Source organism: Pseudomonas sp. S37 (genome assembly GCF_016658545.1).
Lineage (GTDB): Bacteria > Pseudomonadota > Gammaproteobacteria > Pseudomonadales > Pseudomonadaceae > Aquipseudomonas.
Genome location: NZ_JACVZC010000155.1, coordinates 1 through 12,262 on the forward strand (window position 1 = coordinate 1; position 12,262 = coordinate 12,262).

Annotated in this window: 11 protein-coding genes and 1 riboswitch; of the genes, 7 read left to right on the forward strand and 4 right to left on the reverse strand. The window is 63.2% G+C overall.

From position 1 onward, the window contains the following. Positions 1-90 precede the first annotated feature (90 nt). Positions 91-1,257, reverse strand: coding sequence for a 1-acyl-sn-glycerol-3-phosphate acyltransferase (locus IAE39_RS27240; protein WP_201207588.1), 1,167 nt, complete (start codon positions 1,255-1,257; stop codon positions 91-93). Positions 1,258-1,381: 124 nt separating this feature from the next. Here IAE39_RS27240 and IAE39_RS27245 point away from each other — a divergent pair, with 124 nt between their 5' ends. The 4 genes from IAE39_RS27245 (at position 1,382) to IAE39_RS27260 (ending at position 3,528) form a co-directional block, all read left to right on the forward strand. Then, positions 1,382-1,564: a CPXCG motif-containing cysteine-rich protein gene (locus IAE39_RS27245; RefSeq protein ID WP_201207589.1), complete on the forward strand. Its 183-nt coding sequence runs from the start codon at positions 1,382-1,384 to the stop codon at positions 1,562-1,564. Next, on the forward strand, positions 1,564-1,824 hold the full coding sequence (locus tag IAE39_RS27250) for a putative signal transducing protein (RefSeq protein ID WP_201207590.1): 261 nt from the start codon (positions 1,564-1,566) through the stop codon (positions 1,822-1,824). Before IAE39_RS27245 ends, IAE39_RS27250 begins: the two co-directional genes overlap by 1 nt. Before the next feature lie 15 nt (positions 1,825-1,839). Then, on the forward strand, positions 1,840-2,460 hold the full coding sequence (locus IAE39_RS27255) for an SOS response-associated peptidase (RefSeq protein WP_201207591.1): 621 nt from the start codon (positions 1,840-1,842) through the stop codon (positions 2,458-2,460). Between the two features lie 249 nt (positions 2,461-2,709). Next, positions 2,710-3,528, forward strand: a complete 819-nt coding sequence (locus IAE39_RS27260; protein WP_201207592.1) for a M48 family metallopeptidase — start codon at positions 2,710-2,712, stop codon at positions 3,526-3,528. Between the two features lie 127 nt (positions 3,529-3,655). Here the strand turns inward: IAE39_RS27260 and IAE39_RS27265 are convergent, their stop codons facing one another. The 3 genes from IAE39_RS27265 to IAE39_RS27275 all read right to left on the reverse strand — a co-directional run bounded on the left by IAE39_RS27265 (position 3,656) and on the right by IAE39_RS27275 (position 6,524). Beyond that, the gene (locus tag IAE39_RS27265; RefSeq protein ID WP_016484894.1) at positions 3,656-4,240 is read right to left on the reverse strand and encodes a TMEM165/GDT1 family protein; all 585 of its coding nucleotides are present in this window, start codon (positions 4,238-4,240) and stop codon (positions 3,656-3,658) included. 87 nt (positions 4,241-4,327) lie between these two features. After that, positions 4,328-4,466: riboswitch (yybP-ykoY riboswitch) on the reverse strand. 39 nt (positions 4,467-4,505) lie between these two features. Next, positions 4,506-5,504 carry a class I SAM-dependent methyltransferase gene (locus IAE39_RS27270; RefSeq protein WP_201207593.1) on the reverse strand — a complete coding sequence of 333 codons (999 nt, stop codon included), beginning with the start codon at positions 5,502-5,504 and terminating at the stop codon, positions 4,506-4,508. A gap of 54 nt (positions 5,505-5,558) precedes the next feature. Then, positions 5,559-6,524 carry a 2-hydroxyacid dehydrogenase gene (locus IAE39_RS27275; protein ID WP_201207594.1) on the reverse strand — a complete coding sequence of 322 codons (966 nt, stop codon included), beginning with the start codon at positions 6,522-6,524 and terminating at the stop codon, positions 5,559-5,561. Positions 6,525-6,836: 312 nt separating this feature from the next. Here IAE39_RS27275 and IAE39_RS27280 point away from each other — a divergent pair, with 312 nt between their 5' ends. The 3 genes from IAE39_RS27280 to IAE39_RS27290 all read left to right on the forward strand — a co-directional run bounded on the left by IAE39_RS27280 (position 6,837) and on the right by IAE39_RS27290 (position 12,128). Continuing rightward, positions 6,837-8,519 carry a fatty acid--CoA ligase gene (locus IAE39_RS27280; RefSeq protein ID WP_201207595.1) on the forward strand — a complete coding sequence of 561 codons (1,683 nt, stop codon included), beginning with the start codon at positions 6,837-6,839 and terminating at the stop codon, positions 8,517-8,519. Between the two features lie 332 nt (positions 8,520-8,851). Beyond that, positions 8,852-10,738, forward strand: a complete 1,887-nt coding sequence (locus tag IAE39_RS27285) for a DUF1302 domain-containing protein (RefSeq protein ID WP_201207596.1) — start codon at positions 8,852-8,854, stop codon at positions 10,736-10,738. 25 nt (positions 10,739-10,763) lie between these two features. Beyond that, complete coding sequence (locus tag IAE39_RS27290; RefSeq protein WP_201207597.1) at positions 10,764-12,128, forward strand: DUF1329 domain-containing protein; 1,365 nt, start codon at positions 10,764-10,766, stop codon at positions 12,126-12,128. The last annotated feature ends 134 nt before the right edge of the window (positions 12,129-12,262 follow it).

Sequence of the window (12,262 nt, forward strand, 5' to 3'; positions counted from 1 at the left end):
CAGGCGGCTTGATCACCGTAATCGGTGTCCGGAAAAACTTGACCAGAACACCTTGCGTCGCGATGGGGCGCGAAGCGGCCCCAAATTCTGTCAGGCTACCGAAGCCTGCTGCCTGACCTGATACTGGTTACGCACCGGCGTCGCATATTGCAACACCAGGTACGGCCGCTGCTCCTCAGGGCAGGCATCCAGCCGGCGCTGCCATTCCTCCTTGGCCTTGGCCAATTCATCCGCCGGAAACACCTGCTCGGCACCGGGCACCTGCAGGGCCTCGTCCTTGCCTTCCCACATGGCATAGGCCAGATAGTGCACCGGGAACAGTCGGTAGCCCCCCAGAATCTGCCGGTCGATTTCCACTGCCAGTTGCTTGGTGTCCTCGTAATACTCGGTCACCGGTGGGGCGAAGTTGATGTGCACCCGGCCCTTATAGCCGGTAATGCCTTTGGCAATGCTGTTGTCATCCTCGCCCGGGGCCTTCTGGTAGCTGCCGGTGGTGGCGCGGATATACAGTTCGCGGGCCTTGGCCTGGTCGCACGGGTCGTACTCGTAGCTGATCGACACCGGGGTCAGGTTCAGGCTCTGGATCACTGCGCCGAACGCCTCGTCCTTGCGGCTCATGTGGAACATCTTGAGGATCGCCGAGTCGGTGCGGTCGTCACCGTCCTTGGCGCGGCCCTCGGCCTGGGCAATCCAGATCGAGGTGGCATCGTGGCGGATCGAGTGGTTGATGTAGGCCGAGAGCAGCTGGTAAGCGGCCAGCTTTTCGCGACGCCCGCTGATCGAACGGTGCACGATGAAGCTCTTGTTCAGGCGCATCATGTCGCTGACAAACGGCTTTTGCAGCAGGTTGTCGCCAATCGCGATGCGCGGCGTGGGCAGGCCGGCGTGGTACACCGCGTAGTTGACGAAGGCCGGGTCCATGACGATATCGCGGTGGTTGGCCAGGAACAGGTAGGCGGTACCGGCCTTCAGTTGCTCCACACCCGAATAGGTGACGCCGTCGGTGGCGCGATCGATGGTCTGGTCGACGTAATACTCGACTTTGTCCTGCAAGGTGGAAACGCAGGTAACACCGGCGAATTCCTTGCGCAGGCGGCGGGCGATCAGCGGTTTGAGCAGCCAGCCGAGAGCGCCGGCGGCACGCGGGAAGCGAAAGTGGGTGAGGATATCGAGGAATGCCGGGTCGCTGAGCAGGCGTGCCAGAACGGCAGGGACCTCAGCGTCGTCGTATGGTCGGATGGCATCGAATTCGCCCATCATGCTCTCTTGTTGGAAACGGCTAGGGTAATAGGTAGGGGCAGGCTCCGAAAAACGGCTCGGACGCACACAGGCCCTGTAATCAGACCGGCAATTATACGCATAAGTCACCCTGGAGGCCGCGATGCTGGAATCTGCGATCTACGATTGCCCTTATTGTGGCGAAGAAGTCGAAACCACCGTGGACCTGTCTGGTGGCGATCAGGAGTACATCGAGGACTGCCAGGTGTGCTGCAAGCCTATCCGCTTCGTGCTGCAGGTTCATGGCGAGGAATGGATGCTGGATGTCTTTGGCGAGAATGACTGATGCGGCGGATCTACGAACCGGAAAACCTGCTCGAAGCCGAAATGCTGATAGGCATGCTGGCCAGTGAGGGCATCGACGTACAGCTGGTGGGCCGTGACCTGATGGGCGGCGTGGGCGAGCTGCCCATGCAGGGCCTTCTTGGCCTCGCCGTGGCGGATCAACAGGCCGAGTACGCACGGCAGCTGATCGATGCGTACAATGATGCCCAGCCACTGGTTGGCGACGAACCGGAGAGTTTCCCCGGTACCTTGATCTGCTAGGTTCAGAATTCCCCCATGTGTGGACGTTACGCCCTGTTTCGCTGGCCCCAGGCCCTTGCCAGTCTGCCGGGCTTTCCGGTCGGCCAGCCGGCCCAATGGAACATCTCGCCCGGCGCCTCGGTGTTGATCCAGCGCCAGCTCGACGGCCAGCAGCAACTGGCCAAGGCACGCTGGGGGCTGACCCCGGCCTGGCTCACCGACCTTTCCCGCACGCCCGCCCATGCCCGTGCCGAAACCCTGGCCGAGCAGCCAATGTTCCGTGACGCGTTTCGCCATCGCCGCTGCCTGATGCCGGCCAACGGCTTTTACGAGTGGCGCGGCAATGTACGCAAACGCCCGTATTGGCTGACCCCGGGGGAGGGCGCGTCGCTGTACTTTGCTGCGGTGTGGGAGGCCTACCCGGTGCAGGACCAAGTGTGGCTGAGTTGCGCGGTAGTGACCCAGGCGGCAATGAACCAGCGCCGGCCGCTGATCCTCGACGAAGCGGGCCAGGCTGCCTGGCTTGACCCGGATACGCCGGTTACCCGCTTGCATGAACTGCTGGCCAGCCCGCCGGCGCAGTTGCGCGAGCGGGCCTTGGCGAATTTCGTCAATGATCCGAAGCTGGATGCGCCGGAGTGCCTGACCCCGGCTTGATGGGTTGCCTGTGCCGGCCCTTTCGCGGCTAAAGCCGCTCCTACAACGAATTGAGTTACCCGTGTGGGAGCGGGTTCACCCGCGAAGAGGCCAGTGAAGGAAAAGAAAATCCAACGGATGGCGTTACCCCTGTAGGAGCGGCTTTAGCCGCGAAAGGGCCGGCACAGGCGACGAAAATCTTCCCTGCGGCTATGGCGGCCCCAGGCGACTCGGCCTAGGATACGGCGCATGTAAAAAGGGAGTGTTTTCATGCGTAAGTCTTTTGTCGTCAGCCTGTTGAGTGCTGGCATCCTGCTAGCCGGCTGCCAGGCGGTGAACACCACCAGCGGCGGTGCTGTCGGCGTCGAGCGCCAGCAGTACATGTTCAGCATGCTCTCGACCGATGAGGTCAACCAGATGTACGCCCAGTCGTACCAGCAGACCTTGGGTGAAGCCTCGAGCAAGGGTGTGCTCGACAAGTCCAGCGCCGATGCCAAGCGTGTGCAGGCCATCGCCAGCCGCCTGATCGCCCAGGCGCCCAAGTTCCGCCCGGATGCCGCGCAGTGGAACTGGGAAGTCAACGTGATCAAAAGCGATGAACTCAACGCCAACTGCGGCCCGGGCGGCAAGATCATTGTCTATACCGGCCTGATCGACCAGCTCAAGCTTACCGATGCGGAAATTGCCGCAGTGGTAGGGCACGAAATTGCCCACGCCTTGCGTGAGCACAGCCGTGAAGCCATGTCCAAGGCCTACGGCGTGGAAATGGCCCGCCAGGGCGCCGGTGCCATCTTCGGCCTCGGCCAGGGCAGCATGGCCATGGCCGACACCGTGGTGAACTACGCCATGACCCTGCCCAACAGCCGCGCCAACGAGAACGAGGCCGACCTGATTGGCCTGGAACTGTCGGCGCGTGCCGGCTACGACCCGAATGCCGCGATCACCTTGTGGAACAAGATGAGCAAGGCGTCCGAAAGTGCGCCGCCCGAGTTCATGAGCACCCACCCGGCGTCGGCCAGCCGCATTGCATCGCTGCAGGCGGCGATTCCGAAAGTGATGCCGCTGTATCAGGCCGCTGCCAAGCAATAATTGCTTCAATTTTGGGGCCGCTTTGCGGCCCATCGCGACGCAAGGCCGCTCCTACAGGGGATCGCGTTCCCTTGTAGGAGCGGCCTTGCGTCGCGATGGGCTGCGCAGCAGCCCCGCTTCTTGCCCGTTACCCCACCCAGCCACTGGCCTTCATCGCCGAATAAACGGCCACGATCGCCAGCACAAAGAACGCCGTGGCCGCCAGGCGACGGATCAGCGTCAACGGCAGCTTGTCTGCCGCAAAGTTACCCGCCAGCACCACCGGCACGTTGGCAATCAGCATGCCCAGGGTAGTCCCGATAATGACCATGATCAGGTGCGGATACTGCGCCGCCAGCATCACCGTGGCGACCTGGGTCTTGTCACCGATTTCGGCCAGGAAGAACGCAATCAGCGTGGTCAGGAACGGCCCGAAGCGGCGTGCCGGGTTTTCGTCGTCGTCCATCTTGTCCGGTACCAGGGTCCACAGCGCGGTGGCGGTGAAGCTCGCGGCCAGGATCCAGTGCAGCGCCGAATCACTGAAGAAACTGCCGAACCACGCGCCCACGGCACCGGCTGCGGCATGGTTGGCCAGGGTGGCGGCGATGATGCCGGCGATGATCGGCCACGGCTTGCGGAAGCGGGCAGCGAGAATGAGCGCGAGCAGTTGCGTCTTGTCGCCGATTTCGGCGAGGGCAACGATGGCGGTGGGGACCAACAGAGATTCCAGCATCAGGATTCCTACGGGGGCGGGTCGACACGGCTATGACACGTACAGCCTCCCCGCCCCGGGTAAGGTGTGCGTGTCATAGGTCTTGTCAAACCCCGGATCCGTCTATGCGGATCTCTCCATGCAGGCTGGCATGGGGGTCGCACGCGCCATGGTCTGTGGACCAAGTATGTTGACGCGTACCGGGCGAGCTGGCGCTCGCGGGAGACTACTCCCCTAGGACGGTGCGGATTCTGCCTAGCCGAAACGCTTTCGGCAAGCGATGATTTTATCCGCGTGTTGCCTGGTAGATACGGAAACCGTCAGCCTCGTCGCGGACCTGGCAGTTGCCCAGCGCTGCTTCCAGCAGGGGCCTGTAACGCAGGAAGCTGTTGGCAACCAAGCGGATTTCGCCACCTTTTCGCAGATGAATTGCAGATTTTTTCAGCAAAGTTTCCGAGGCCTGGTAATGGGTGTGTACGCCGGTATGGAACGGTGGGTTGCTTAGAATCACGCTCAGGTCGGCAGGCGCCGCGTCAATTCCGTCACCGATTATTACCTCGCCCTCCAGGCCGTTGGCCGCCAATGTCAGGCGGCTGGCCGCTGCGGCGAAGGCATCCACGTCCAGCAGCGTTACCTGGCTTTGTGGATAACGGCGCTTGACCGTGGCGCCCAGCACCCCGGCACCGCAGCCAAAGTCCAGCACGTGCCCGCTGGGCAGGCCGTCGAGGTGCTTGAGCAGCAGGGCAGTGCCCCGGTCGAGGCGGCCATGGCTGAACACGCCTGGCAGGCTGACCACGTGCAGCGGGCCATCTTCCAGGGCCAGTTCAAAGCGCTCTGCCAGGCTTTCCAGAGGTTTTGCCTGCGGTGCCTGGTCGATGGTCACCTGCCACAGCTGGCAGTGTCGGGCGCTGTCGAGCTTGCGTGGTTTGCCAAAGGCCTGCAGCTGTTTGGCTGCACCTTCGATGCCGCCGCGCTTCTCACCAACCAGGTACAGTTCGCGGCCTGCCAGGCGCGAGGCCAGGGCATTGAGCAGGTAGGCAGACAGTTCACGGGACTTGGGCAGGAACAGCACGGCGCTGTCGAAAGCCACTGCAGGGGCCTCGACGCCGTAATGGCTGCGCCCTGCGAAGCGGCTGTCGAGCATGGCCTGGTCGCCGGCATGCCAGGTCCAGGCATGGGCCTGGGGCAACTGGCCGAGCAAGTCGTCGGCGGGGGCGCCGGCGATCAGCAGCGGCCCCAAGAACAGCTCTGCCTGGCGGAGCAATACTTCACTGCGCGGGTCCATGGACGACGCCTCCTGGAAAAAAGTGGCGCAGTGTAGCAGAGGCAGGCGCCGGGCTCAGCTGACGACGCGGCGGGGTTGCCCGGCGAAGAAGGCCTGGGCGTTCTCGCTGAGCTGGCCGACGATGCGCTGGCGCGACTCCACCGCACCCCAGGCGCTGTGCGGGGTAATGATCAGGCGCGGGATGCCGGGTTCGAGCAGTGGGTTGCCGTTGACTGGCGGCTCCACGCTCAACACATCGGTGGCGGCGCCGCCCAGGTGGCCGCTACGCAGGGCGTCGGCCAGCGCCTGTTCGTCGATCAGGCCACCCCGCGCGGTGTTGACCACCAGCGCATTGGGCTTGAGCAGGGCCAGTTCGCGGGCACCGAGCATGTGCCGGGTGTGCTCGTTCAGCGGGCAATGCAGCGTCAGGGCGTCGACTTGTGGCAGCAGTTCGTCCAGTGGCAGCCGGTCGGCGCGTTCCGGGCGGCCAGGGATCTGCCCGCTCAGCAGGCGCATGCCGAAGGCTTCGGCCAGCCGCGCCACTGCGCCGCCCAGCTCACCGTGGCCGAGCAGGCCGAGGGTCTTGCCTTCCAGCTCGACAATGGGGAAGTCCAGCAGGCAGAACTGGCTGGCCTTGGCCCACTGGCCGTCAGCCACCGCCTGGTTGTAGTCGCACAGCCGGGTGGCCAGGGCCAGCAGCAGGGCGAGGGTGTGCTGGGCGACGGAGGGGGTGCCATAGCCCTGGCAGTTGCATACGGTGATGCCTTGGGCACGCGCCGCCGCCAGGTCGACATTGTTGGTGCCGGTAGCGGCCACCAGGATCAGCTTGAGCTGCGGGTTGGCCGCCAGGGTTTCGGCGTCGAGCATGACCTTGTTGCTGACCACTGCCACCGCGCCCTGCAGGCGTTCGGCGACCTGCTCGGGGCGGGTGGCGGCGAACAGCTCGAATTCGTCGAACTGCTGCTGCAGGGGCGAGAGGTCGAGGTCGCCAAGGTCCAGGGACTGGTGATCGAGAAACACGGCGCGACGCGGGCTGGGCATGAAATTCTCCGGTGCAGGGCGGGGTATCGGTGTTGTGGCCATTCGCGGGTGAACCCGCTCCCACAGGTACACCACTGTCCTCAGGGGCGCTGAATACCTTGTAGGAGCGGGTTCACCCGCGAAGAGGCCCTCGGTGCCAGCACATATCCTGAAGTTGCCCGCCGCAGTGTCTAGCCCAACCTTGCCGCCCGTCAACGCCCGCCGCTCATACCTTCGCCAGGCAAATCATTCCTTCGGCTGATTTAGCCGTCACATTCACGAACTACATTAGTTCCAGACTTGTCCGGCCCGCTTTTCAGAAAAGGGATACCCATGCTGCAGACCCGCATCATCAAGCCCGCCGAGGGCGCCTACGCCTACCCACTGCTGATCAAACGCCTGCTGATGTCTGGCAGCCGCTATGAAAAGACCCGCGAAATCGTCTACCGCGACCAGTTGCGGCTGACCTACCCACAGCTCAACGAGCGCATTGCCCGCCTGGCCAATGTGCTGACCGAGGCCGGGGTGAAGGCCGGTGATACCGTGGCAGTGATGGACTGGGACAGCCACCGCTACCTGGAATGCATGTTCGCCATCCCGATGATCGGCGCCGTGGTGCACACCATCAACGTGCGTCTGTCGCCCGAGCAGATCCTCTACACCATGAACCACGCCGAAGACCGCGTGGTGCTGGTGAATAGCGACTTCGTCGGCCTTTACCAGGCCATCGCCGGGCAATTGACCACGGTCGACAAGACGTTGCTGCTGACCGACGGCCCCGACAAGGCCGCCGACCTGCCCAACCTGGTTGGCGAGTACGAGCAACTGCTGGCTGCCGCCAGCCCGCACTACGACTTCCCGGACTTTGATGAGAACTCGGTCGCCACCACCTTCTACACCACTGGCACCACCGGCAACCCCAAGGGCGTGTACTTCACCCACCGGCAACTGGTGCTGCACACCTTGGCCGAAGCCTCGGTCACCGGCAGTATCGACAGCGTGCGCCTGCTGGGCAGCAACGATGTGTACATGCCGATCACGCCGATGTTCCACGTGCATGCCTGGGGTATTCCGTATGCCGCCACCATGCTCGGCATGAAGCAGGTGTACCCCGGTCGCTACGAGCCGGACATGCTGGTCAGGCTGTGGCGTGAAGAGAAGGTCACCTTCTCCCATTGCGTACCGACCATCCTGCAGATGCTGCTCAACTGCCCGAACGCCCAGGGCCAGGACTTCGGCGGCTGGAAGATCATCATCGGCGGCAGCTCGCTGAACCGTTCGCTGTACCAGGCTGCGCTGGCTCGCGGTATTCAACTCACCGCCGCGTATGGCATGTCCGAGACCTGCCCGCTGATATCCGCCGCCCACCTGAACGACGAACTGCAGGCCGGTAGCGAGGATGAACGGGTCACCTACCGCATCAAGGCCGGTGTACCGGTGCCGCTGGTCGAGGCGGCCATTGTCGACGGTGACGGCAATTTCCTGCCCGCTGATGGCGAAACCCAAGGCGAACTGGTGCTGCGTGCGCCATGGCTGACCATGGGCTACTTCAAGGAGCCGGAAAAGAGCGAGGAGCTGTGGCAGGGTGGCTGGCTGCATACCGGTGATGTCGCCACCCTCGACAACATGGGTTACATCGACATCCGCGACCGCATCAAGGACGTGATCAAGACCGGGGGCGAGTGGATTTCCTCGCTCGACCTGGAAGACCTGGTCAGCCGCCACCCGGCCGTGCGCGAAGTGGCGGTGGTGGGGGTGGCTGACCCGCAGTGGGGCGAACGGCCGTTTGCCCTGCTGGTGGTGCGCGAGGGCCAGGTCATCGACGCCAAGGCACTGAAGGACCACCTCAAGCCGTTCGTCGAGCAAGGTCATATCAACAAATGGGCGATTCCCAGCCAGATCGCCGTTGTTACTGAAATTCCCAAGACCAGTGTCGGCAAGCTCGACAAGAAGCGCATTCGCCAGGACATCGTCCAGTGGCAAGCCAGCAACAGCGCCTTCCTTTCCACGCTGTAACTGTGCTGCGGGTCGTGTGCGACAGAACACGACCCGCATGCTAGAGCGTCTGGCGCCTTGCCAAATGGCGAAAATGCGCCATCCTTGAGCGTTGCCAGCGCGCACGCGGAGCAAAATTACAGCGAGTTGGCGGCACGGAGCGCAAATCACACTTTAGAGGGATCAAGCGCCTGTGCCTTGCTGGCTATAGTCGGGGCCAGGGGATTTTCAGGAATGGGGGAGGGCGTCACGCGCAAGCCGTGTCGCCGCAGGTGCAAGCCTGCAAACCGGTCGCTCGGGCCGTTCTTGAAAGGACTCACTGCCATAACAATAAAGTACATGGAGTAGCGTCGATGAAATCTGCAAACCTGTTCTGGCGCCGGGCCAAGTTGCCGCTGGCCGTCAGCCTTGCTTCCACGCTCGCAAGTCCTGCTTTCGCTGTCAGTTTCAACATTGGTGAAATCGAAGGCCAGTTCGACTCGTCGCTCTCCATTGGCGCCAGCTGGTCGACCGCCAACCCCAACAAGAACCTGATCGGGGTGAACAACGGCGGCAAGGGCCTGTCGCAGACCTCCGACGATGGCCACCTGAACTTCAAGAAGGGCGAAACCTTCTCCAAGATCTTCAAGGGCATCCATGACCTGGAGCTGAAGTACGGCGATACCGGCGTGTTCGTGCGCGGCAAGTACTGGTACGACTTCGAGCTGAAGGACGAAAGCCGCCCGTTCAAGGACATCAGCGATTCCAACCGCAAGGAAGGCGCCAAGTCTTCCGGTGCCGAGCTGCTCGACGCCTTCGTCTACCACAACTACTCGATTGGCGATCAGCCTGGCTCGGTACGTTTTGGCAAGCAGGTGGTGAGCTGGGGCGAAAGTACCTTCATCGGTGGCGGCATCAACTCGATCAACCCCATCGACGTGTCGGCGTTCCGTCGCCCTGGGGCCGAGATCAAGGAAGGCCTGATCCCGGTCAACATGTTCTACGTCTCGCAAAGCCTGACCGACAACCTGTCGGCCGAGGCCTTCTACCAGCTTGAGTGGGACCAGACGGTTGTCGACAACTGCGGCACCTTCTTCTCGCAGCCAGACATCATTGCCGACGGTTGCACCGACAACCTGCGCGTGCTCAACAGCAGCCGTACGGTACCGGGTGCGGCCCAGCAGTTCCTTGCCACCCAGGGTGTGAACATCAATGAAGAGGGCGTGATGGTGCGCCGTGGCGCCGACCGCGATGCACGCGACAGCGGGCAGTTCGGTGTGGCCATGCGCTACATGTTCGAGCCGTTGGACACCGAGTTCGGTGCCTACTTCATGAACTACCACAGCCGTGCGCCGATCTTCAGCGCCACCGGTGCACCGGCCTCGGTGTTCTCCGGTATCGCTGGCCTGCCGGCACAACTGCGCGCCCTGGCGCCGCTGATCGTGGCAGGCAACTCGCAGTACTTCGTCGAGTACCCGGAAGACATCCGCCTCTACGGCCTGAGCTTCTCCACCACGCTGCCCACCGGCACGGCCTGGAGCGGTGAGATCAGCTACCGGCCCAACGCCCCGGTGCAGTTGAACACCACCGATATCCTGTTCGCCGGTGTTCGACCGTTGGGCGGCGCACTGACCAACGCTTCGCTGCTGACCGGCACGCCGGGCCAGGACCTGCACGGCTACCGCCGCAAAGAGATCACCCAGTTCCAGACTACCCTGACGCACTTCTTCGACCAGGTGATGGGCGCCAGCCGCATGACCGTGGTGGGTGAGGTGGGCGTTACCCACGTCGGTGGCCTGGAGAACGCACACGACACCCGCTACGGCCGTGACCCGGTGTTCGGCCCTGGCCCGTTGCCTTCCACCGGCGGCGCAGATACCTGCCAGGCACTCAACGCCAGCACCATTGCCGGCGCCGGTGCCGGTGCGTCCACCACCAACCTGAACCGCAAGTGCGAGAACGACGGCTACACCACCAGCACCTCGTGGGGCTACCGCGCCCGTGTCATCTGGGATTACAACGACGTGTTTGCCGGTATCAACCTCAAGCCGAGCGTGGCCTGGTCGCATGACGTGTCCGGCTACTCGCCAGGCCCTGGCGCCAACTTCGAGGAAGGCCGCAAGGCGGTCAGCCTGGGCCTGGACGCCGAGTACCAGAACACCTACACGGCGAGCCTGTCCTACACCAACTTCTTCGACGGCAAGTACAGCACCGTGGATGACCGCGACTTCGTCGCCCTCAGCTTCGGCGTGAACTTCTAAGCACACAGATCCAGGACGACACGACATGAACAAGACCAGAAGTCTGCTGCAAGCCGGTGTGCTGGGCCTGTCCCTGCTGGCGACAAGCGTCATGGCTGCAGTATCCGCCGACGAGGCGGCCAAGCTGGGCAGCACCCTGACCCCGATGGGTGCCGAAAAGGCCGGCAACGCCGATGGCTCGATCGGCCCGTGGGAGCCGCTGTCGAAGACCGCAGGCAGTGTCGACGGCAAGGGCTTCCTGTCCGACCCGTACGGCAGTGAAAAGCCGCTGTTCACCATCACGGCGCAAAACGCCGACCAGTACAAGGACAAGCTCTCGCCCGGCCAGCTGGCCATGCTCAAGCGCTACCCGGACACCTACAAGATCCCGGTGTTCAAGACCCACCGCGGCTCCACGGCGCCTGCCGATGTGTTCGCTGCCATCAAGGAAAACGCCACCAAGACCACCCTGGTAGAGGGCGGCAACGGCCTGAACAACTTCCGTACGGCCGTGCCTTTCCCGATCCCGAAAACCGGCCTGGAAGTGATCTGGAACCACATCACCCGCTACCGCGGCGGCAGCGTCAGCCGCCTGGTGACCCAGGCCACGCCGCAGCAGAACGGCTCGTTCAACCCGGTGTACTTCTCTGACCAGTTCGTCTTCCGCGACAAGATGAAGGACTACGACCCGAACAACCCGGGCAACATCCTGTTCTACTTCAAGCAGGAAGTGACCGCGCCTGCGCGCCTGGCCGGCACCGTGCTGCTGGTGCACGAAACCCTCGACCAGGTGAAGGAACCGCGCAAGGCGTGGATCTACAACGCCGGCCAGCGCCGTGTGCGCCAGGCGCCGCAGGTATCGTATGACGGCCCGGGCACCGCCGCCGACGGCCTGCGTACGTCGGACAACCTGGACATGTTCAACGGCGCGCCAGACCGCTATGACTGGAAGCTGGAAGGCAAGAAGGAGCTGTACATCGCGTCCAACGCCTTCAAGCTCGATGACCCCAAGCTCAAGTACAGCGACATCATCAAGGCCGGGCACATCAACCAGGACCTGACCCGTTACGAGCTGCGCCGCGTCTGGCACGTAGTTGCAACCCTCAAACCGGGCCAGCGGCACATCTATGCCAAGCGTGACTTCTACATCGACGAAGACACCTGGCAAGCTGCGGTGATCGACCAGTACGACGGCCGTAACCAGCTGTGGCGCGTGTCCGAGGCCCACGCCCAGCCGTATTACAACGTCGAAGTGCCGTGGTACACCCTGGAAGCCATCTACGACCTGCAGTCCGGTCGCTATCTGGCCCTGGGCATGAAGAACGAAGAAAAGCGCGCCTACGACTTCGGCTTCAGTGCCAGCAAGGCCGACTTCCAGCCTGCAGCGTTGCGCCAGTCGGGTATTCGCTAAGCACTGCGTGACCCCATAAGCCCCGGTTTTCCGGGGCTTTTTTATTGCCTGTCCTCTTCGCGGGTGAACCCGCTCCCACACATAGCTCACAGGGCTTGAAATCTTCGCGATTCCTGTGGGAGCGGGTTCACCCG